This is a genomic window from Blastococcus sp. TF02-8 (genome assembly GCF_003319175.1).
Taxonomy (GTDB): Bacteria; Actinomycetota; Actinomycetes; order Mycobacteriales; family Geodermatophilaceae; genus Blastococcus.
In genome coordinates, this window is the sequence record NZ_QOHK01000003.1 from 1 (window position 1) to 20554 (window position 20554).

17 protein-coding genes are annotated in these 20554 nt (G+C 73.1%); 9 read left to right on the forward strand and 8 right to left on the reverse strand.

From position 1 onward, the window contains the following. The coding region (locus DQ237_RS07100) for an LGFP repeat-containing protein (protein ID WP_369832202.1) at positions 1 to 513 on the forward strand (513 nt) is incomplete at its 5' end. 55 nt (positions 514 to 568) lie between these two features. On the opposite strand, the gene DQ237_RS07105 is transcribed toward DQ237_RS07100, so the two are convergent. The 4 genes from DQ237_RS07105 to DQ237_RS07120 form a co-directional block, all read right to left on the reverse strand. Further along, positions 569 to 2332 (reverse strand): biotin carboxylase N-terminal domain-containing protein, encoded by a 1764-nt coding sequence (locus DQ237_RS07105; protein ID WP_113798614.1) that lies wholly within the window; start codon positions 2330 to 2332, stop codon positions 569 to 571. 82 nt (positions 2333 to 2414) lie between these two features. Continuing rightward, positions 2415 to 3023, reverse strand: a complete 609-nt coding sequence (locus DQ237_RS07110; protein ID WP_113798616.1) for a nucleoside triphosphate pyrophosphatase — start codon at positions 3021 to 3023, stop codon at positions 2415 to 2417. Beyond that, positions 3020 to 3214, reverse strand: coding sequence for an acyl-CoA carboxylase subunit epsilon (locus tag DQ237_RS20110; RefSeq protein ID WP_240619465.1), 195 nt, complete (start codon positions 3212 to 3214; stop codon positions 3020 to 3022). Before DQ237_RS20110 ends, DQ237_RS07110 begins: the two co-directional genes overlap by 4 nt. A gap of 110 nt (positions 3215 to 3324) precedes the next feature. Next, complete coding sequence (locus DQ237_RS07120; protein WP_113798620.1) at positions 3325 to 4953, reverse strand: acyl-CoA carboxylase subunit beta; 1629 nt, start codon at positions 4951 to 4953, stop codon at positions 3325 to 3327. Between the two features lie 237 nt (positions 4954 to 5190). Between DQ237_RS07120 and DQ237_RS07125 the strand changes: the two genes are divergently transcribed. The 5 genes from DQ237_RS07125 (at position 5191) to DQ237_RS07145 (ending at position 12431) form a co-directional block, all read left to right on the forward strand. Continuing rightward, complete coding sequence (locus DQ237_RS07125) at positions 5191 to 6036, forward strand: biotin--[acetyl-CoA-carboxylase] ligase (RefSeq protein ID WP_113798622.1); 846 nt, start codon at positions 5191 to 5193, stop codon at positions 6034 to 6036. A gap of 31 nt (positions 6037 to 6067) precedes the next feature. Further along, positions 6068 to 6649: a PH domain-containing protein gene (locus tag DQ237_RS07130; RefSeq protein ID WP_113798624.1), complete on the forward strand. Its 582-nt coding sequence runs from the start codon at positions 6068 to 6070 to the stop codon at positions 6647 to 6649. A gap of 74 nt (positions 6650 to 6723) precedes the next feature. Continuing rightward, a complete protein-coding gene (locus tag DQ237_RS07135; protein ID WP_113798626.1) occupies positions 6724 to 7872 on the forward strand; it encodes an exonuclease SbcCD subunit D in 1149 nt (382 codons plus the stop codon). Then, complete coding sequence (locus DQ237_RS07140; protein ID WP_113798628.1) at positions 7869 to 10829, forward strand: AAA family ATPase; 2961 nt, start codon at positions 7869 to 7871, stop codon at positions 10827 to 10829. Before DQ237_RS07135 ends, DQ237_RS07140 begins: the two co-directional genes overlap by 4 nt. A gap of 159 nt (positions 10830 to 10988) precedes the next feature. Continuing rightward, entirely contained in the window at positions 10989 to 12431 is a 1443-nt protein-coding gene (locus DQ237_RS07145; protein ID WP_113798630.1) for an acyltransferase, read from the forward strand. 40 nt (positions 12432 to 12471) lie between these two features. On the opposite strand, the gene DQ237_RS07150 is transcribed toward DQ237_RS07145, so the two are convergent. From DQ237_RS07150 to DQ237_RS07160, 3 genes are all read right to left on the reverse strand, one after another. Continuing rightward, positions 12472 to 13116, reverse strand: coding sequence for a S9 family peptidase (locus tag DQ237_RS07150; protein ID WP_166509535.1), 645 nt, complete (start codon positions 13114 to 13116; stop codon positions 12472 to 12474). 255 nt (positions 13117 to 13371) lie between these two features. Then, entirely contained in the window at positions 13372 to 15984 is a 2613-nt protein-coding gene (locus DQ237_RS20500; protein ID WP_113798634.1) for a hypothetical protein, read from the reverse strand. After that, a complete protein-coding gene (locus DQ237_RS07160; RefSeq protein WP_147251757.1) occupies positions 15981 to 16475 on the reverse strand; it encodes a hypothetical protein in 495 nt (164 codons plus the stop codon). Before DQ237_RS07160 ends, DQ237_RS20500 begins: the two co-directional genes overlap by 4 nt. A 253-nt stretch (positions 16476 to 16728) precedes the next feature. On the opposite strand from DQ237_RS07160, the gene DQ237_RS07165 reads away from it, so the two are divergent. The 3 genes from DQ237_RS07165 (at position 16729) to DQ237_RS07175 (ending at position 19665) form a co-directional block, all read left to right on the forward strand. After that, on the forward strand, positions 16729 to 17934 hold the full coding sequence (locus DQ237_RS07165) for a 5-(carboxyamino)imidazole ribonucleotide synthase (protein ID WP_240619466.1): 1206 nt from the start codon (positions 16729 to 16731) through the stop codon (positions 17932 to 17934). A 70-nt stretch (positions 17935 to 18004) separates the two neighbouring features. Further along, positions 18005 to 18484, forward strand: a complete 480-nt coding sequence (gene purE / locus DQ237_RS07170) for a 5-(carboxyamino)imidazole ribonucleotide mutase (RefSeq protein ID WP_113799351.1) — start codon at positions 18005 to 18007, stop codon at positions 18482 to 18484. A gap of 23 nt (positions 18485 to 18507) precedes the next feature. Further along, positions 18508 to 19665 carry an acyl-CoA dehydrogenase family protein gene (locus DQ237_RS07175; protein ID WP_113798640.1) on the forward strand — a complete coding sequence of 386 codons (1158 nt, stop codon included), beginning with the start codon at positions 18508 to 18510 and terminating at the stop codon, positions 19663 to 19665. Between the two features lie 9 nt (positions 19666 to 19674). Here the strand turns inward: DQ237_RS07175 and DQ237_RS07180 are convergent, their stop codons facing one another. Then, entirely contained in the window at positions 19675 to 20520 is an 846-nt protein-coding gene (locus DQ237_RS07180) for a DUF1028 domain-containing protein (protein ID WP_240619468.1), read from the reverse strand. Positions 20521 to 20554 lie beyond the last annotated feature (34 nt).

Below are 20554 nucleotides of genomic sequence, written 5' to 3' on the forward strand. Positions count from 1 at the left end.
TACAGCTCGGCGGCCGGGACGTTTGCGGTGAGTGGTGCTGTGCAGGCGGCGTGGATCGCGCAGGGTTGGGAGGCCGGGCCGTTGGGTTATCCGGCTTCCGGGCTGATCTGCGGGTTGCGCGACGGTGCCTGCAGACAGACGTTCGAGGGTGGAACGGTGGTGAGCCGGCCGAGCGGCACCTTCGTGCTCACCGGTGCAGTGGTCGCGGCCTGGACGTCTGCGGGTGGGGAAGCAGGTCCCCTCGGTCTGCCGAGCTCGAAGTTCGTGTGCGGGCTGCGCGATGGTGGGTGCGGTCAGGTCTTCGACGGTGGCCGGATCTACTCATCCGTTGCCGGAGGCACGCGCGCGATGCACGGGCCCATCCACTCAGCGTGGGTGGCCCAGGGGTACGAACTCGGTCCGCTGGGCTATCCGACGTCCGATCCCCACATGGTCTCCGGGGGGACCGCACAGGATTTCCAGGGGGGAACTCTCACGGTGGACGACGCCACCGGTCTGGTCACGCGGAGCTGAGTCCATTCGGGGCCCGCCACCGGACGGTGACGGGCCCCTCGTACGTCGCCGCGGGCTACTCGGCGTCGGCGATGGTGCAGATGACCGCGCCGCTGGTGACGGCGGCGCCGACCTCGGCCGAGAGGCCGGAGATCGTGCCGGCCTTGTGCGCGGTGATCGGCTGCTCCATCTTCATGGCCTCGAGCACGACGACCAGGTCGCCGGCCGCGACCGTGGCGCCGTCTTCGACGGCCACCTTGACGATCGTCCCCTGCATCGGCGAGGTGAGGGAGTCACCGGACGCGGCCGAGCCGCCACCGCCGCTCCCGCGCTTGCGCGGCTTGGCGGCCGCACCGGGCGCCGCGCCGCCACCGCCAGCGGCGGCCAGGCCGGCGGGCAGGGACACCTCGAGCCGGCGGCCGCCGACCTCGACGACGACGGTCTGGCGCGGCGCGTCCTCGTCGGCCTCGGCCGGGGCGGCGTCGTAGGGCGGGACCTGGTTGTCCCACTCGGTCTCGATCCAGCGCGTGTGCACCGTGAACGGCTCGCTGGTGAAGGCCTCGTCGCGAACGACGGCGCGGTGGAACGGGATGACCGTGGGCATGCCCTCGACGACCAGCTCGTCCAGCGCGCGGGCGGCCCGCTGGAGGGCCTCCTCGCGGGTGGCGCCGGTGACGATCAGCTTGGCCAGCATCGAGTCGAACGCGCCGGCCACCTCGCCGCCGGTCTCCACACCGGAGTCCCAGCGCACGCCCGGGCCCTGCGGGATCTCCAGGCGGTTCACCGGGCCGGGGGCCGGCATGAAGTTGCGGCCGGCGTCCTCGGCGTTGATCCGGAACTCGATGCTGTGCCCGCGCGGGGTCGGGTCCTCGGTGATCTCCAACGGGAGACCCTCGGCGATCCGGAACTGCTGGCGGACCAGGTCGATGCCGCTGGTCTCCTCCGAGACGGGGTGCTCCACCTGCAGGCGGGTGTTGACCTCGAGGAAGGAGATCGAGCCGTCGGCGCCGACGAGGTACTCGACGGTGCCGGCGCCGTAGTAGCCGGCCTCGGCGCAGATCGCCTTCGCCGAGGAGTGGATGCGCTCGCGCTGCTCGTCGGTGAGGAACGGCGCCGGGGCCTCCTCGACCAGCTTCTGGTTGCGCCGCTGCAGCGAGCAGTCGCGGGTGCCGACGACGACGACGTTGCCGTGCTGGTCGGCGATGACCTGTGCTTCGACGTGCCGCGGCTTGTCCAGGAACTTCTCCACGAAGCACTCGCCGCGGCCGAACGCCGAGACGGCCTCGCGGACCGCGGAGTCGAAGAGCTCGGCGATCTCCTCCTTCTTGCGCACGACCTTGAGGCCGCGGCCGCCGCCACCGAAGGCCGCCTTGATGGCGATCGGGAGGCCGTGCTCCTCGGCGAAGGCGATGACCTCGTCGGCGCCGCCCACCGGGTCCTTGGTGCCGGGCACCAGCGGGGCGCCGGCCTTGGTGGCGATGTGCCGGGCCTGGACCTTGTCGCCCAGGGCGATGATCGCCTCGGGGGAGGGGCCGATCCAGGTGATGCCCGCGTCGATGACGGCCTGGGCGAAGTCGGCGTTCTCCGAGAGGAAGCCGTACCCGGGGTGGATCGCGTCGGCGCCGGACTGCTTGGCGGCGTCGATGATCTTGTCGATGACCAGGTAGGAGTCACCCGGGGTCGTGCCGCCGAGCGCGAAGGCTTCGTCGGCCACGCGCACGTGCAGCGCGTCGCGGTCGGGCTCTGCGTAGACGGCGACGCTGGTCAGCCCCGCGTCCTTGCACGCGCGGGCCACTCGGACCGCGATTTCGCCACGGTTGGCGATGAGGACCTTCTGCACCGGTGCTCTCCCTCTTCTGTGGGCCGGTCGAACTGTTGTCGGTGCCCGCGCGGGGCGGGGTGGAACGGGGACGTCGCGGTGGTCAGCGGCGCCAGAGATCGGTGATCGTGAGGCCGCGCTTGCCCAGCTGCGTGCGGAGCAGGGTCAGCGAGAGCCCGACGACGGCCGCCGGGTCGCCCTCCACGCGACGGACGAACGGAGCGCCCAGCCCGTCGAGGGTGAACGCACCGGCCACCGCGAGCGGCTCGCCGGTGGCGAGGTAGGCCTCGACCTCCGCCGGGGTGGGCTCGGCGAAGTAGACGACGGTGGAGGCCACCGCGATGTCGCGGCTGACCACCGCGCCCTCCCGCACGTCGAACAGCGCCTGCCCGGTGTGCAGCACACCCGACCGGCCGGCCATCCGGCGCCAGCGGTCCCGCGCCTCGGCAGCGTCGGCCGGCTTGCCCTGCGGCTTGCCACCGAACTCCAGCAGGGAGTCCGCGCCGATGACCAGGGCGTCGGTCTCCCGCTTGGCCACGTCTGCCGCCTTGGCCGAGGCCAGCAGCGCGACCTGCTCGGCGACCCGGGGCGCGGAGTAGGCCGACTCGTCGACGCCGCTCACGACGACCTCGGGCGCGAGCCCGGCCTGCCGGAGCAGGGTCAGCCGCGCCGGGGAGGCCGAGGCCAGCACCAGCCTGCGGTCGACGGTCACTGGGCGAACCTCCCGGAGGCGCGCCAGCCACCCGGACCGGCCAGCGCCGACCGACGGTGCCCGTCGGCGTAGGACGCCCACGCACCCACCGGCGTCGGGCGCTTGCGCGACCGGCGCTGCGACAGGGCGGCGACGACCACGGTGAGCGCGGCCAGCTCCTCGGCCGACGGTTCCCCCTTGACGACACGCAACAAGGGTCGCGCCGAGTGGGCCCCGGAGGGGTCCGCGGAGGCGTGACGGGTGGGCTCAGCGTCCCCGGGGGACGGCTCATGGCCGCGGTGCGGCCCGGAGGGTCGCGATGTCACAGCGGGATGTTCCCGTGCTTCTTCGGCGGCAGGGTCTGCCGCTTGTTCGCCAGCACCCGCAGCGCCTTGGTCACCTGGACGCGCGTGTGCGACGGCGGGATCACCGCGTCGACGTAGCCGCGGTCGGCCGCGATGTAGGGGTTGGCGAGGGTGTCCTCGTACTCGGCGATGAGCTCCGCGCGACGCGACTCGGGGTCCTCGGCCGCCGCCAGCTCCTTCCGGTACAGGATCCCGACCGCACCCTGGGCGCCGACGACGGCGATCTGCGCGGTCGGCCAGGCCAGGTTCACGTCGGCGCCGAGGTGCTTGGAGCCCATGACGTCGTAGGCGCCGCCGTAGGCCTTGCGGGTGATCACCGTGACCTTGGGGACGGTGGCCTCGGCGTAGGCGTAGATGAGCTTCGCGCCGCGCCGGATGATGCCCTCCCACTCCTGCGACGTCCCGGGGAGGAAGCCCGGGACGTCGACGAAGGTGAGCACCGGGATGTTGAAGGCGTCGCAGGTGCGCACGAAGCGGGCGGCCTTCTCGCTGGCGTCGATGTCGAGCGTGCCGGCGAACTGGGTCGGCTGGTTGGCGACGACGCCGACCGGGCGCCCCTCGACCCGGCCGAAGCCGATCAGGAGGTTCGGCGCGAACAGCGGCTGCACCTCGAGGAACTCGCCGTCGTCGAGCACGTGCTCGATCACGGCGTGCATGTCGTACGGGGTGTTCGCCGAGTCCGGGATGAACGTGTCGAGCTCGAGGTCCTCGTCGGTCAGCGCGTCCGGGAGGACGGTCTCGACCGCGCCCACCTCGACGGTGGGCAGCGGGTCGAGGTTGTTGCTCGGCAGGTAGGACAGCAGCGCCTTGACGTAGTCGAGGGCGTCGTGCTCGTCCTCGGCCAGGTAGTGGGCGACGCCGGACTTGGTGTTGTGCGTGCGCGCGCCGCCGAGCTCCTCGAGCGTGACCTCCTCGCCGGTCACGGTCTTCACGACGTCGGGCCCGGTGATGAACATCTGGCTGGTCTTGTCGACCATCACGATGAAGTCGGTGAGTGCGGGGGAGTAGACGTGGCCGCCGGCCGCCGGGCCCATGATCAGCGAGATCTGCGGGATGACGCCGGAGGCGTGCACGTTGCGCTGGAAGATCTCGCCGTAGAGGCCGAGGGAGACCACGCCCTCCTGGATGCGGGCGCCACCCCCCTCGTTGATGCCGATGACCGGGCAGCCGTTCTTGATCGCGAAGTCCTGGACCTTGACGATCTTCTCGCCGTAGACCTCGCCCAGCGCGCCGCCGAAGACGGTGACGTCCTGGCTGAAGATCGCGACCGGGCGGCCGTCGACCGTGCCGTAACCGGTGACGACGCCGTCACCGAACGGGCGCTTGTCGGCCATGCCGAAGTTCGTCGACCGGTGCCGGGCGAACTCGTCGAACTCGGTGAACGAGCCCGGGTCCAGCAGCGCCTCGATCCGCTCGCGGGCGGTCATCTTGCCCGCGGCGTGCTGCTTCTCCACGGCCCGCTCGGAGCCCGCGTGCTGGGCTTCCTGCACGCGGCGCTCGAAGTCGGCGAGCTTTCCCGCGGTCGTGTGGATGTCGACGTCGTCGGGGACCTGTTCCCCGGCGCTCTCCAGTTCGGCGGCACTCACGCGTCCTCGTTCTCCTCGCTGGCGCTCGTCGGCCGCCGGAGCGGCGCTGCTCTTGCACGGGGGCGTGACCTCGCAGAACGGGCCACGGGTTCCGTAGCGTAGGCGAGCACCCGACCACCTTCCTGCTGACGTCCTCAGGTCCGCCGTTCGGGTGGCGACGACGGTCACATCGGGAGGGTCGGGCCCCCGCGTGCGGGGACCGTCCGGCCGCGCCCACGTGCTGGCTACGGTCTCCCCGTGGCCGACTCCTCCTCGCGCTGGTCCGACCTCGAGCGCCCGGCGCTCGACTCCGCCGTCCTGCAGTCGGCGCTCCTCCGGAAGAGCGCCCTGTGGCGCTCGCTGGAGGTGGTCGGCGAGATCGGCTCCACGAATGCCGCGCTCTCCGCGGCCGCCGCCGAGGGCGCCCCGGAGGGCACCGTCCTGGTGGCCGAGCACCAGGTCGCCGGCCGCGGCCGGCTGGACCGGGTCTGGAGCTCGCCGCCGCGGGCCGGGCTGACCGTGTCCGTGCTGCTGCGGCCCGACGTGCCCGCCTCGCGTCGCGGCTGGCTGCCGCTGCTGGTCGGGGTCGCCCTCGCCGAGGCGGTCGGCGAGGTGCCGGGCGTGCGGACCTCGCTGAAGTGGCCCAACGACCTGCTCGCCGCGGACGGCACCAAGCTGGCCGGCATCCTCGCCGAGGCTGTGTCGAACCCCGAGCCCGCCGTCGTCGTCGGGGTCGGCCTGAACGTCTCCACCCGGCCGGACGAGCTGCCGGAGACCGGGTCGTCGTTGGCCCTGGAGGTCGGCCGCACCGTGGACCGTGGCCCGGTGCTGCTGGAGTACCTGCGGGCGCTCGAGCGGCGCTACGTGCCGTGGGTGGCGGCCCTCGGCGACCCGGTGCAGAGCGGCCTGGCCCGTGACTACCTGGCCTGGTCCTCCACGGTGGGCGCGCAGGTGACCGTCACGCTGCCGGACGGCTCGCTGCTGGACGGCACCGCCGAGGCCGTGGACTGGGACGGGCGCCTCGTGGTGCGGACCCCCCGGGGCCCGGTGGAGCTGGCCAGCGGGGACGTGCGCCACGTCCGGACACGCGCCTCCGAGGCATGACGGAGGGCGGTCGCTCCGTCATCCTGGCGGCGTGGCCTACCCCGACAAGCTGCTCGCCGACGACGAAGAGGTCGTCCGCCACCTGCACCCGCACTGGCTGACGGTCCTGCGCCCGGTCCTGCTGCTCCTGGTCGCCATCGGCGCTGCCTCCTTCGGCGCTGCCGTGGTGCCGCCCGGCCCGCAGCAGGGCATGGTCCGGCTCGGGATCGTCGTCCTCGGCGCGCTGCTGCTCCTGGTGTTCGTGCTGGTCCCGCTGCTGCGCTGGCGGACCACCCACTACGTCGTCACGACCCACCGGCTGCTGTTCCGCGAGGGCATCCTCGCCCGCCGTGGCCGGGACCTGGGGTTGTCCCGCATCACCGACGTCTCCTACACGCAGACGCTCTGGGAGCGGATCATCCGGTCGGGCACCCTGACGATCGAGACCGCCGGGGACGGCGGCGCCACCGTGCTGCGGAGGATCCCCGACAGCGACGGCGTCCAGCAGCTCATCGCGCACATGATCGAGGAGGATGCCGACCGGCGCGCGCAGGAGAGCGCCGGATACCTCCGCGACGACGGGGGCGACTGGTTCCCGCCGCAGGACGGCTGGCGACCCACCGCCGTCCTCTGAGGCACCGACTGTGACGGGTCCGTCACGGCGCGCCTGGGTGAAACTGTCGTACCCCCTCCCTAACTTCTGCGCCTATGCGGCTGCTGCACACCTCCGACTGGCACATCGGTCGGACGCTGCACGGCACCGACCTGCTCGCCGAGCAGGAGGAGGTGCTCGGCGGCCTGGCCGCGGTCGTCCGGGACGAGGGCGTGGACGTGGTCGTGGTGGCCGGTGACGTCTACGACCGGGCCGTGCCGTCGGCCGACGCGACGGCGGTCCTCGACCGGGTCATCGGCCGCCTGCTGGCCACCGGTGCGCGCGTGGTGCTCACGCCCGGGAACCACGACTCCGCTCGCCGGCTGGGCACCTTCTCCGGTCTGCTGAGCGCCGCGGGCCTGCACGTCCGGGCGGCCACTCCGCGGCTCGACGAGCCGGTGCTGCTGGCCGACGAGCACGGCGAGGTCGCCGTCTACGGCATCCCCTACCTCGAACCCGAGGTGGCCCGGCACGAGCTGGGCGTGCCGGGCGCCCGAGGCCACGAGGCGGTGCTCCGGGAGGCCATGGACCGGGTGCGCGCCGACCTCTTCCTCCGCCCGGGTGTGCGCTCCGTGGTGCTCGCGCACGCCTTCGTGGGTGGCGGGGTGCCGAGCGAGAGCGAGCGCGACATCTGCGTCGGCGGCGTCGACCTGGTGCCCGCACCGGTCTTCGACGGGGTGGACTACGTCGCCCTCGGGCACCTGCACCGTCCGCAGACGCTCAGCCCGCGCATGCGCTACAGCGGATCCCCGCTGGCCTACTCCTTCGGGGAGGCCGGCCAGCAGAAGCAGGCGTGGCTGGTCGAGCTCGGCGCGCAGGGCCTGGCGGGGGTTCGCGCGGTCCCGCTACCGACGCCCCGGCCCCTGACCATCCTCACCGGCACGCTGGAGGAGCTGCTGTCCGACCCCGCGCACGCCACCGCCGAGCAGCACTTCGTCTCCGCCCGGCTGACCGACCCGGCCCGCCCCGCTGACCCGATGCGCCGGTTGCAGGCCCGGTTCCCGTTCTGCGTGCACCTGGACTGGACCGGTGCGGGCTCCGCCCCGGGGTCCGGGAGCTACCAGGAACGGATGCGCGGTCGGAGCGCCCTCGATGTCGCGGGGGAGTTCGTCAGCCACGTGCGGGGCGTCCCCGCCACGCCGGCGGAGCGGGAGCTGCTGGCCCGCGCGCTCGGGGCGGCCGACCGCGAGGAGGCGGCCCGATGAGGTTGCACCGCCTGGAGGTGACGGCGTTCGGCCCGTTCGCCGGCACGGTGGAGGTCGATCTCGACGAGGTCGGTCGCGACGGCCTCTTCCTGCTCTGGGGCCCGACGGGCGCGGGCAAGACGACCCTGCTCGACGCCGTCGTCTTCGCCCTGTACGGCCGGGTACCCGGCGCCCGCGGCGAGGAGAAGCGGCTGCGCAGCGACCACGCCGAGCCGGGGATCCGCACCGAGGTCTCCTGCGAGCTGACCCTCGGCGAGGAACGGCTGCGCGTCGTGCGCCGCCCCGAGCAGCAGCGGCCGAAGAAGCGCGGTGAGGGCTGGGCGACCGAGCAGGCGCAGCTGCGGGTCTCCCGGCTCACCGACGGCGGCTGGGAACCGGTCAGCATCCGCATCGACGAGGGCTCCGAGCACCTGCGCACCCGGCTCGGGCTCGACGTGCACCAGTTCTGCCAGGTGGTCCTGCTGCCGCAGGGGGACTTCGCCCGGTTCCTGCGGGCCGAGCCCGAGCACCGGGCCGAGCTGCTGCGCACCCTCTTCGACGTCGACCGGTTCGCCCGGGCCGAGGAGTGGCTGGCCGAGGAGCGGGCGCAGGCGCGGGAGCGCACCGCCGCTCACCGGGCCGAGCTGAGCACCCTGCTGGCCCGGGTCGCCCAGATCGCGGACGTCGACGTACCGGAGGAGCTCGCGCCCGAACTGGTCGGTGCCGCACCGGGGGCCCGGGTCCTGCCCTGGGTCGACGAGGTCGCCGCCGGGGCGCAGCGCCGACTGGCCGACGCCGAGGCGCGGGCCGAGGCGGCCGCGGCGGAGGTCGTGGCCACCGACGCGGAGCTGGCCGCCGCACGGGTGCTCCAGGAGCGGCACGCCCGACGGGACCAGGCCCTCACCGAGCTCGGCACGCTGGAGGAGAAGGCTCCGGCGCTGGCGCCGTTGCGCGAGGAGCGCGACGCCGGCCGGCGGGCCGAGCCGTTGCGCGACGTCCTGGTCGCCGCCGGTGCCGCCGCCGTCGCGGCCGAGCGCGCGGTCGGCGAACTGGCAGCGGCCCGGGCGGCCTGGGAACCGGTCTCGGAGGGCCGCGAGGCCGGCGCTGCCACCGCGCGCGAGCTGCGCGACGCGGCCGCCGCCGCGCGCGCGTTGCTGCCGGAGGTCGACCGGGCCCAGGTCCTCGACCGGTCGATCACCGCCCTCGACCGCGACATCGCCGCGCTCGCCGGCCGGTGCGCGGCGGCGGAGGAGGCGCTGGCCGGCGTCCCCGCACGGGTGACCGCCCATGAGCAGCAGGTGGCCGAGGCCCGTGCCGCCGTCGCCGAGCTACCGGGCGCGCAGGCGGCGCTGGCCGCGGCCGAGTCGGCCCTGGCGGCGTGCCGTGCCGTCGAGCAGCTCGAGCGCCGCCTGGGGGCGCTCCGCGAGGAGGTCCGGGTCCGCCGCGACGAGCGGGCCGACGCGCGCGAGCGGTGGCTGGACCTGCGCGGTCGGCGGCTGGACGGCATGGCGGCCGAGCTGGCCGCGGGGCTCAGCGCGGGGAGCGACTGCCCGGTCTGCGGCGCCACGGAGCACCCCCGGCCGGCGACCGCGGCCGGGGAGCGGGTCACGGCGGCCGACGAGGACGCCGCCCGGACGAAGGCCGACGAGGCCGAGACGGCGCACACCGCGGCGACCGGACGGCTGGAGGCGGCCGAGCGGGACCTGGCCGCTCAGCTGGCCCTGGCCGGCGCCCTGCCGACGGTCGAGCAGGAAGCACGGGTCGGAGAGCTGGCCGCCCTCGTGCAGGCCACGGCGGGCCGAGCGGCCGGGCTCGCGCAGGCCGAGGCGGCCCTGCGCGAGCTCGTGGAGGAGCGCGAGCGGTCCGTTGCCCGGGTGGCGGCCGACCGCGAGGAGCTGCACGCGCGCCGGGCCGAGCGGGAGGCCGTGGCCGCCGCTGCGGCCGAGCTGCGGAAGCGTCTGGCGAGCGCGTGCGGGGAGGACGGCGACCTCGCCGGGCGGGTGGCCCGTCTGTCGGCCTCGGCCGCCGCCTGCGAGGCCGTGGTGGCCGCGGAGACCGAGGAGCTCCGCGCCCGGGTGCTGGCCGACGGCACCCGCCGCGCTGCCGAGGAGCGAGCGGCGGCGGCCGGGTTCGACGACCTGCTCGACGCCTCCGGGGCACTCCTGGAGGGCGGTCGGCTGGCGGCGCTGGACCGGCAGCTCGACCAGCACGACCAGCGGGTGGCGGTGCTCCGCGCGGTGCTGGAGGAGCCCGAGCTGGCCGACCTCGCCCCGCGTCCCGACATCGCCGCGCTCGAGGGGCGCTGCGCGGGGACGACGCGCCGCCGCGAGGAGGCGGTGGCCGACCTCGAGCGCGCCCGCCGCTGCACCAGCTCGCTGGCCGACCTCGTCGGCCGGGTCACCGCCGCGGAGCTCCGGCTCGCCGAGCTCCGCGACTGGGCCGACCAGGTGACCGGCCTCGCCGACCTGGCCCACGGCCGTGGCGCCAACACGCGACGCATGCGGTTGCAGTCCTTCGTCCTGGCCGCCCGGTTGGAGCAGGTCGCCGAGGTGGCCAGCCGGCGACTGCTCGACATGTCCGGCGGCCGGTACACGTTCCTGCACAGCGACGCGCAGGGCCGCAACGGCGCTCGCGGCGGCCTCGGTCTCGACGTGTTCGACGAGTACACCGGTGCGCGCCGCCCGACCAAGACGCTCTCCGGGGGTGAGAGCTTCATGGCCTCGCTCGCCCTCGCCCTCGGCCTGGCCGACGTGGTCACCGCCGAGACCGGAGGCGTGCGGATCGACACCCTCTTCGTCGACGAGGGGTTCGGCACCCTGGACGCCCAGGCGCTCGACGCCGTGATGACGGTCCTCGACGAGCTGCGCCGGGGCGGGCGGACGGTCGGCGTGATCAGCCACCTGGAGGAGCTGCGCACCCGCATCCCCACCCGCCTGGAGGTGCTCACCGGGCGGAACGGTTCGCGTCTGGCCGGCTGACTGCAGCAACTGGTCAGGCTGTTGGCAGTTCCGGCCAATACAGACTCGCCGCTTCGTGAGGTTCGTGGTCTGTTACGAGTCGATAACTTTCAGTAGTTTCGACTCGAGAGACGGCGGGATCATTCCTCTCCGCCGACGACACCACCTGCGAGGCCATCCTTGTCGATCGACACCCTTCAGCGCACCAGTGCACCGAGCGGTGCGGTCGCCACCGCTCGCGTCGGTCGGCGTCCCGACGTGCACGCGCTGACCGGACTGCGAATCGTCGCCGCCAGTTGGGTCGTGCTGTACCACTTCCAGGCATACCTGTGGCCAGTTACCGACCAACTGCCGTTCGTGCGCCCCATCCTGCAGGCCGGATGGACCGGTGTGGAGCTCTTCTTCGCGCTCAGCGGCTTCGTGATCGCCCGCGGTTACGTCGACCAATGCGGTCGGCGCTGGGACACCCGGCTGGCTCTGCGTTTCGTGTTCAACCGGTTCGCCCGCGTCTGGCCCGCCTATGCGGTGGTGACACTCCTCGCGCTGTCGTGGATGGTGGTCGCCAGCGGATACGGCCTCCGGACCGACGTCGTCGCGCCCCACCCGCCCATGGACGTGCAGCACCTGTTCCGCCAGCTGACCATGACGCAGATGTGGGGGGCGGACTCCCTGGTCGGCGCCAGTTACAACCCTCCGGGTTGGTCGATCAGCGCGGAGTGGGCGGCCTACCTCAGCTTCCCGCTGCTAGCGCTCCTCGCCCGGCCGTTGCGCCGGCTCCACCCGCTCGTCACGCTGCTCGCCGCGGTCCTGGCGACCCTTCCGCTCTTTCTCCCGGCCTTCCTCTACGGGCCCCATGACACCGAGGTCAGTTGGGTCTTCCGCATCGCAGCCTGCTTCGTCGCCGGAGTGCTCGCCTCGGTGGCCGTCGACGGATTGGAGGGGCGGCGGTACGCGGACTCCTTGGGCTTGTTCCTCTCGGTCACCTCCCTCTCGGCGATCCTGTTCATCTGCTGGTGGAACAGCTGGCGCCGAGCAGGGGACTTCACGATCGACTTCGCGGGCGTCGTCACGCTCTGCTACCCCTTGTTGATCGTCGGTCTGACGCTCACTCACCGGGGACCTGCCCGGCTTCTGGCCCGCAGGCCCTTGGTCTACGGCGGGCGCATCTCCTACTGTCTGTACCTGGTCCACTTCGTGGTGCAGGAGGTGGTCATCACCGCGGTGTGGCGTCAGCAGGAGCAGATCGGGGTCATGACCCCGGGGCTGGCGCTGGCGGCCCCCGTGATGCTGCTGGCCTCGGGACTTGCGGCCGCTGCGCTGCACCACGGTGTGGAGGAGCCGGCCCGCAAGCGTCTGTTGGCGCTGTGGCAGCGGGTCGTCGAGGGCGGTCGAGGCGACCGTCGCGAGCAGCTCACGCCTCCGGTGGAGGTCTCTGAGACGCCAGCCTCGCTGGTGCCGGAGCCGCGCCGTCTGATCGAGTCGCCCACGGAGCGGCTCCTGCTGACCGGTGGCGACTTCGACCGGCACAGCAACGCCGCCCCGGGGGCCCACCGAGGGTCGGCGTTGCGCCCTCACAGCCGCGCCGCGCGGACCGGGGCGGGCCGGCACAGCTCAGAACTCTGAACCCCGGAGGAGCAGCACCGCGTTGCTCCGGGCGCTGCGGTCAGTCTTCTGTCGCGGCGTCGAAGAAGGCCTGGATCTGGTCCAGCCGAAAATTCGATGCGTCGCCGTGCTCGCCGATCGTGTCGACGAGCACGGCGGTACCGCCGCCCTCTCGCACCTGCTGAGCGCAGACGGCCGCGTTGCGGACCTTGGCGACGAGGGTGTCCTGGTCGGATGCCCACGCGATGAGCGGGACCGAGCCGTCGAGATCGACGGGGGAGAGCTCGTCCAGCAGGGCCTGCGGAGCCGAACCTCCGGCGGCCTGGATGGAGGGGCCGAAGGCCGTCAGCATGGAGGACACGTCGCACACCGGGTAGACCCCGGCCAGGGCCCTGACATCGTCCAGGACGCCGGGGGCGGTCAGCCGGGCCGCCGGCAGGCCTCCCATCGACTCGCCGATGAGGAACACTGTCGACGTGGCCGTCTCCTCCCGCGCCAGAGCCACCAGCGCCTGGTAGTCCGCAACGCTGATGTCGTTGCCCCACGCGTCGCCGTGCGCGTCGCTTGCCGCAACCGTGTACCCGGCCTCGACCAGCCCGGCGACGAGGTCGGACCGGCCCCGGTCCCCCACGGCGAGCAGCTGGTCGACGGTTTGGCCGGCGCCGTGCGCGTACACCACCAGCCGTCCGTTCGAACGCTCGGGCACGAGGAGCAGCGATGGCTGGCCACGGACCGTCAGGCGGTGTGTGCCCGCCGGGAGGCGGGGTCTCTCGGCGGCCGTCGACCGCGACTCCGTGGCCTTCTCGGCGCCGCCGGGCGGGCTGGCCGGCCCAGCTGCCGAGCACCCGCCGGCCAGGAGACCGGTGATCAGGAGGGCTCCTGCCCACGAGGACGGGCGCGGACGCACGGACGAGAGCGCTGCCATCGGCGAGCCGTGCTCCTCTGGGCAGTCGGCGGCGCGTCAGCCCGTCTGGGTGACGACCCCGGTGGTCGAGTTCCACGACAGGATCCCACGCTGGAACGTCTGCGTGGTGGTCCCACCGGATGTGACGGGGTTGGCGGTGGGGTATCCGAGGGGGCCGTTCTCCCAGCCGCGGGCACCCCAGGCGTCGCGGATGGCCCCGGCGACGTAGGCGGTGCCGGCGGGGGAGCTGTAGAGGGTGCCGCCCTGGAACAGCTGACCGCAGCCACTGTTGCGCAGACCGCAGACCTGCTCCAGGACGGGGTATCCGAGCGTTCCGTCCTGGGCGCCGAGGGTCGACCAGGCGGAGGCGAGGGTGCCGGAGACCTGGCGGGCGCCGGTGCCGGGGCTGGACCAGAGGGTGCCGCCCTGGAAGGTCTGCTGGCAGCCGCCGCCGGTCAGTCCGCAGACGGGGTTGGCGGTGGGGTATCCGAGGGGGCCGTTCTCCCAGCCTCGGGCACCCCAGGCGTCGCGGATGGCCCCGGCGACGTAGGCGGTGCCGGCGGGGGAGCTGTAGAGGGTGCCGCCCTGGAACAGCTGACCGCAGCCACTGTTGCGCAGACCGCAGACCTGCTCCAGGACGGGGTATCCGAGCGTTCCGTCCTGGGCGCCGAGGGTCGACCAGGCGGAGGCGAGGGTGCCGGAGACCTGGCGGGCGCCGGTGCCGGGGCTGGACCAGAGGGTGCCGCCCTGGAAGGTCTGCTGGCAGCCGCCGCCGGTCAGTCCGCAGACCGGGTTGGCGGTGGGGAAACCCAGGGCACCATTCTCCCGGCGCTGGGCCGTCCATGCCTCCTGGATCGCCCCGCTGACGTAGAAGGTCCCCGTCGGGGAGGTGAGCATGGTGCCGCCCTGGAAGACCTGACCGCAGCCGCCAGCCAGGCCGCACTCCGGCTCGTTCACGGGATACCCGAGCACGCCGTTCTCGTGCTGCAGGGAGGCCCATGCGCCGGCGATCGCACCGGACACCGACGCGGTGCCGGAGGCAGGCGAACGGTAGACGGTGCCGCCCTGGAAGACCTGACCGCAGCCGCCGTCCTTGAGCCCGCAGACCTCGTCGGACGTCGGGTAGCCGAGTCTGCCGAGTTCGAAGCCGGCGTTCTGCCAGGCGGCGAGGATGCTGCCGGAGAGGGCTCGCGTGCCGCCGACCGGGCTCGAGTAGATGGAACCGCCCTGGAAGCTCTGGCCGCAGCCGGTGTCCTTGAGGCCGCAGACGGTGTCGGTGGTGGGGTAGCCGAGAGTGCCCTGCTCCCACCGCTGCGCCGCCCACGCAGAAGCGATCGGACCGGTGACGGTGTGTGCGCCCGAGGGGGTCGACGAGTAGATCGAACCGCCCTGGAAGGACTGCCAACAGCCGCCGTCCTTGAGGCCACAGGCGGTATCGGTCAGTGGGTAGCCGAGAGGTCCGTTCTCGTAGACGAGCGAGCCGTACTTCTCCTGGACGGCGCCATATACCAGGCGCGCGCCGCTGTTCGGGCTCCAGTAGATGGCCCCGGTCTGGAAGGACTGCACGCAGCCGCCGTCCCGCAGGCCGCAGATGACCTCGGTCGTGGGGTAGCCGAAGCCCCCGTTCTCCCAGTCCACGGAGCCCCACTTGTCACGGATGGGGCCGGTGGTCACGTGCGCGCCCGATCGCGGTGACCAGTAGATGGCGCCGCCTTCGTAGCCCTGAGCGCAGCCGCCGTCCCGCAGGCCGCAGATGACACCCCCGATGGGGTCGCCCAGGGTGCCGGACGGCCCGCCCATCGAGTTGTACCGGTCGGCGACGGCGCTGCCGCCGGGGGCCTGGGTCGAGCCGAACCAGTCGGTGTAGTACAGCCAGAAGTTGCGGTTCCCGTAGGAGGAACAGGAGTTCCCCGTCCCGTAGCCGGCGTTCAGCGCGGCGCTGTTGGGCACGTACGGGGTGTAGATGTACAGGCCGGCCGTCGCCTGGTTGGCGATGTAGACCGGCGTCCGACCGCAGGCCGTGTTCGGGTGGTAGAGGACGTTGCTCGTCTGGCCGGCGCGGAAGCCGTAGTTGCTGGGCGTGGCTGCGTACTTCTGGTATTGCCACGCCGCCCGGTAGAGCTGGTTCATGAGCCCGGCGTAGGTGGGGTCGCAGCCACCGTTGGCGCTGTCCGGGCATGCGTAGCCCGTCGCCCGCTCGTACTTCTTCAGCGTGGGACGGGTCGCCGTGACAAGACCCATTTCCTTCTGCAGCAGGACCAGGAGGACCCGCGGGTTGACGCGGCAGGACCACGCGACCTTGGAGATGATCGTCGCAGCGGTCTCATTTGGTGCCGCCACGTAGCCGTTGCAGAGCCTGTCGCCGGTGCGGGTGGTCGTGGTGACCCGGTAATCCTTGAGGCACGGGGCCTCACCGGCGACGCAGCTGCGACCCTTGTAGTCCAGGAACGCCTGGATCCCGGCCACGTCCATCGACGACGGGTCGAAGAAGATCGTGTCGGCGATGATGTTCCCGGGCTGGAACTGACCCAGATCGGCCGCCGTCTCGAGGTCGGGCGCGGGAGGAGGTGCCTGTTGCTCTCGGGCGACCCCCAGGAGGAGCGTGCTGAGGGTGAGGATCGCAACCAGAGCGGTCAGTGCCCTGCGTGCAGTGGTGGCTGCCCGGATCACGGGATGACCACCTCCGCCGTCGAGGAGGCCTCGTCGACAGTCGCGGACCGATAGGTCACCGTCGCGCTCCACGTGCCGGCGTCGAGCGGGCCGGCGACCTGGAGCAGGTCGCAGACGGTCGTCGTGGCGTCGCTGGAGGCCGAGCTCGTCGCCGTCGCCGTCGTCCCGTCCCGCTTCAGCAGGAGGGTGCAGGTGCCGCCGTCTTCGACCAGGCCGGCGACGTAGCCGTTCACCTGCACGCTCGAGCTCGGGCGGTCCCAGGTGGCCAAGGAGATGATCACGTCGGTCCGCGAGCCGTCAGTGACCGCGGGCGGATCGGTGGCCACGTCCGTGGGTTCCGCCGACCGCTCCCAGGCGTCGGCAGGCGAGGTCGCCTGGTCCACCGCGACGGGAGTGACGTCGGTGGCCGGGGTGCTCGATCCAGGAGCAGAAGCCGACCGATCTGGCCTGTCGGGGGCGACGGCCATGGCGGCGACGCCCGTCCCGATCACCCCCAACCCGAGGATGGTTCCCGTGATGACGAGGCGGCGCCTCCGGGTTGTACGCACGAGGTCCCCCCAGCTTGGAGCAGGCGGTCGAGCTCTCCGATGTCGCTCCGTGCGCGCAGGGGGACGTCCGCCGTGGTTCAGGAGGTGAGCCTACCCGCATCCGTGACGAATCGTGAGCATTTCGGCACGCACAGATACATGTGCTCCGCGGGAGCCCGCAGCGCCGGACATGCGACCGGTGGGGGAAGATCGCCCGGTGGCTGCCGATCTCCACCCGCGGACCGGACTCCCCGTCGTGGCGATGGTGGGTGGTGGCCAGCTGGCGCGCATGACCCACCAGGCCGCCATCGCCCTGGGCCAGTCGCTGCGCGTCCTCTCCGGCGGCCCGGACGAGTCGGCGGCCCTGGTGGCGGCCGACGTGCGGATCGGCGACCACCAGGACCTCGCCGCGCTGCGCGATCTGGCCGAGGGCGCCACCGTCGTCACCTTCGACCACGAGCACGTGCCCACCGAGCACCTGCGCGAGCTGGTCGAGGCCGGCACGCGTGTGGCCCCCGGACCCGAGGCGCTCGTTCACGCGCAGGACAAGCTGGTGCTCCGGCGCGTGCTCGCCGAGGCCGGGGAGCCGCAGCCCGCCTGGGCGGAGGTGGGCACCGCCGCCGACGTCGAGGCGTTCGGCGGCGCGCACGGCTGGCCCGTGGTGCTCAAGACGCCGCGGGGCGGCTACGACGGCAAGGGCGTCTTCGTCGTCCCCGACGTGGCGGCTGCCGCCGCGCTCCTCGAGCAGCACGGCACGCTGCTCGCCGAGCAACGGGTCGCCATGGTGCGGGAGCTCTCCGCGCAGGTGGCCCGCTCCCCGTTCGGCCAGGTCGCCGTGTGGCCGGTGGTCGAGACCGTCCAGCGCGACGGCGTCTGCGCCGAGGTGTACGCCCCGGCGCCCGACCTGTCCGACGAGCTGGCGACCGCCGCGCAGGAGCTGGCCGTCCGGATCGCCGACCGCCTGGGCGTCGTCGGCATGCTCGCCGTGGAGCTCTTCCAGACCGCCGACGGCGTCCTGGTCAACGAGCTCGCCATGCGGCCGCACAACTCCGGGCACTGGACCATCGAGGGCGCCGTCACCAGCCAGTTCGAGCAGCACCTGCGCGCCGTCCTGGACTATCCGCTGGGCTCGACGGCGATGCGGGCGCCGGTCGTCGTCATGGCCAACGTGCTCGGAGGCGCGGCCGCTGATCCGGACTGGACCGGCCCGCGGCTCGACGAGCGGATCCACCACTTCATGGCGCACTGGCCGGACGTGAAGCTGCACTGGTACGGCAAGGGGCAGCGCCCCGGCCGCAAGCTCGGCCACGTCACCGCGCTGGGCGAGGACCTGGCCGAGGTGCGGGCCCGCGCCGTCGCCGCAGCCCGCTACCTTGCCGACGGCGTGGTCGACCCGGCGTTCGCCTTCCCCGACGAGCACTGAGCCCCACCAGCGGAGGAGACACGTGACCGAGCAGCGCCGCGACAGCGACGAGCCCGTGGTCGGCATCGTCATGGGCAGCGACTCCGACTGGCCCGTGATGGAGCCGGTCGCCCAGGCGCTCGAGGAGTTCGGCGTCCCGTACGAGGCGCACGTCGTTTCGGCGCACCGCACGCCGCGCCGGATGCTCGACTACGCGGAGGCGGCGGCGGGCCGGGGGCTGCGGGTGATCATCGCCGGGGCCGGGGGAGCGGCGCACCTGCCCGGCATGGTGGCGGCCGCGACTCCGCTGCCGGTCATCGGCGTCCCCCGCGCGCTGGACCGCCTCGACGGCCTGGACAGCCTGCTTTCCATCGTGCAGATGCCGGCCGGCGTGCCGGTCGCCACGGTGAGCATCGGCGGAGGGCGCAACGCCGGTCTGCTCGCCGTCCGGATCCTGGCCGCGGGCGACCCGGAGCTGCTGGCCGCGGTGGCCCGGTTCCAGGCGGACCTCGCCGAGCAGGTCGCGGCACGCGACCTCACCCTCCAGGACCGGCTTGCGACCGACGGGTAGTCGGACGTCCTACGATCGGGGGCGTGGGTAACGACGCTGCGGGGCTCTACGCCCTGACCGAGGAGCACGAGGCCATCCGCGAGGCGGTCCGCGACATCGCCGAGCGGGAGATCGCGCCGTACGCGGCCGAGGTCGACGCCGACTCGCGGTACCCGATCGAGGCGCAGAAGGCCCTGACGGCCGCGGGCTTCCACGCCACCCACATCCCCGAGCAGTACGGCGGCGAGGGTGCGGACGCCATCGCGACCTGCATCGTGATCGAGGAGGTCGCGCGGGTCGACGTCAGTGCCTCGCTGATCCCCGCGGTGAACAAGCTCGGTTCGATGCCGATCATCCTGTCGGCCGACGAGGCGCTCAAGCAGAAGGTGTTGGCCCCGATCGCCGCCGGCGACGCGATGATCAGCTACGGCCTCTCCGAGCGCGAGGCCGGCTCCGACGCCGCCGCCATGAAGACCCGGGCGCGCCTCGACGGCGACTCGTGGGTGCTCAACGGCACCAAGGCGTGGATCACCAACTCCGGCATCTCCGAGTGGTACACGGTCATGGCGGTCACCGACCCCGAGAAGGGCGCCAACGGCATCTCCGCCTTCGCCGTCCACCGGGACGACCCCGGGTTCGCCGTGGGGCCGAAGGAACGCAAGATGGGCATCAAGGGCTCACCCACCTGCGAGCTCTACTTCACCGACTGCACCATCCCGGCCGACCGGATCATCGGGGCCCCGGGCACTGGCTTCAAGACCGCGCTGCGGACGCTGGACTTCACCCGCCCGACCATCGGCGCGCAGGCCGTCGGTGTCGCCCAGGGCGCGCTCGACGCCTCCGTGGCCTACGTCAAGGAGCGCAAGCAGTTCGGCAAGAACATCGGCGAGTTCCAGGGCGTGCAGTTCATGCTCGCCGACATGGAGATGAAGATCGAGGCGGCCCGCCACCTCGTCTACGTCGCCGCCGCCGCCGGTGAGCAGGGCCGTCCCGACGTCACCCGCGTCTCCGCCTCGGCCAAGGCGTTCGCCTCCGACGTCGCCATGCAGGTGACCACCGACGCCGTGCAGCTCTTCGGCGGCGCGGGCTACACCCAGGACTTCCCGGTCGAACGCATGATGCGCGACGCCAAGATCACGCAGATCTACGAGGGCACCAACCAGGTGCAGCGCATGGTGATCGCGCGCAGCCTGCTGCGCTGAGGGTCCCGCTCAGCCGAGCAGCTGCGACACCGCGGACAGGCGGGCATCCCCGGCCATCGCGCTGAGCCACCCCGACCACCCCGGTCGGCTGCGCATGGCCTCCAGCGCCCGCCGCGCCGCCTCGCGATCACCGCGGCGAGAGGCAGCCAGTGCGGCGTAGAGCTCCCGGGCACCTTCGGGGGCGAAGAGCGCCAGGTACTCGTAGTCCCGCTCGTCGTAGGCCCGCTGCAGGTTGCGCAGCATCCGCAGCTGCGCCACCGGATCGCCGGAGTCGTCGACCCGCAGGTCCATGCGCACCCCGTCGTCCTCCGCGGCGGCCGGTGCCCCGCTGACCACCAGCAGCGCCGCGGACTGACGTCCCCGGAGGTCGCCGCCGGCATCCTGCCCCGCGGTGAGCGCCGCCAGCAGCCGGTCGGGCAGGTTCCCGCTCGCGCCGGCGAAGGCGTGCGCCATGGCCGGCAGCACCTCGTCCGAGGCGAGCATGTTGCCCTGGACGCTGAACCCCTCGCCGAGCAGGTGTCCGCCCACCGGGAAGGAGCCGCGGCCGGTGTCGGCGGCGACCCGCCCCTCCGGGTCGAGCACGGCGATCTGCCGGTCGGCATCCTCGGCCGAGTGGGCCGCCCGGCGGACCAGGTCCTCCGGTGCGCCGCCGGCGGCCAGGCCGTCGAGGATCGCCGTCCCGAGCCCCCGCCTGCTGCGTGCCTGCACCGCGACGACGCCGACGCCCGGGCGTGCGCCCGGTACCGCGCGCCCGACGGCGAGGATGCAGCTGGAGACGGCGATGCCCATGTCACCGGTGGCGGCGTCACGTGCCACGATCGAGAACGTCACCTCGCGGCCACCGGGGGACGCCACCGGACCACCGCCGGGAAGGACTGCTCGCGCAGCG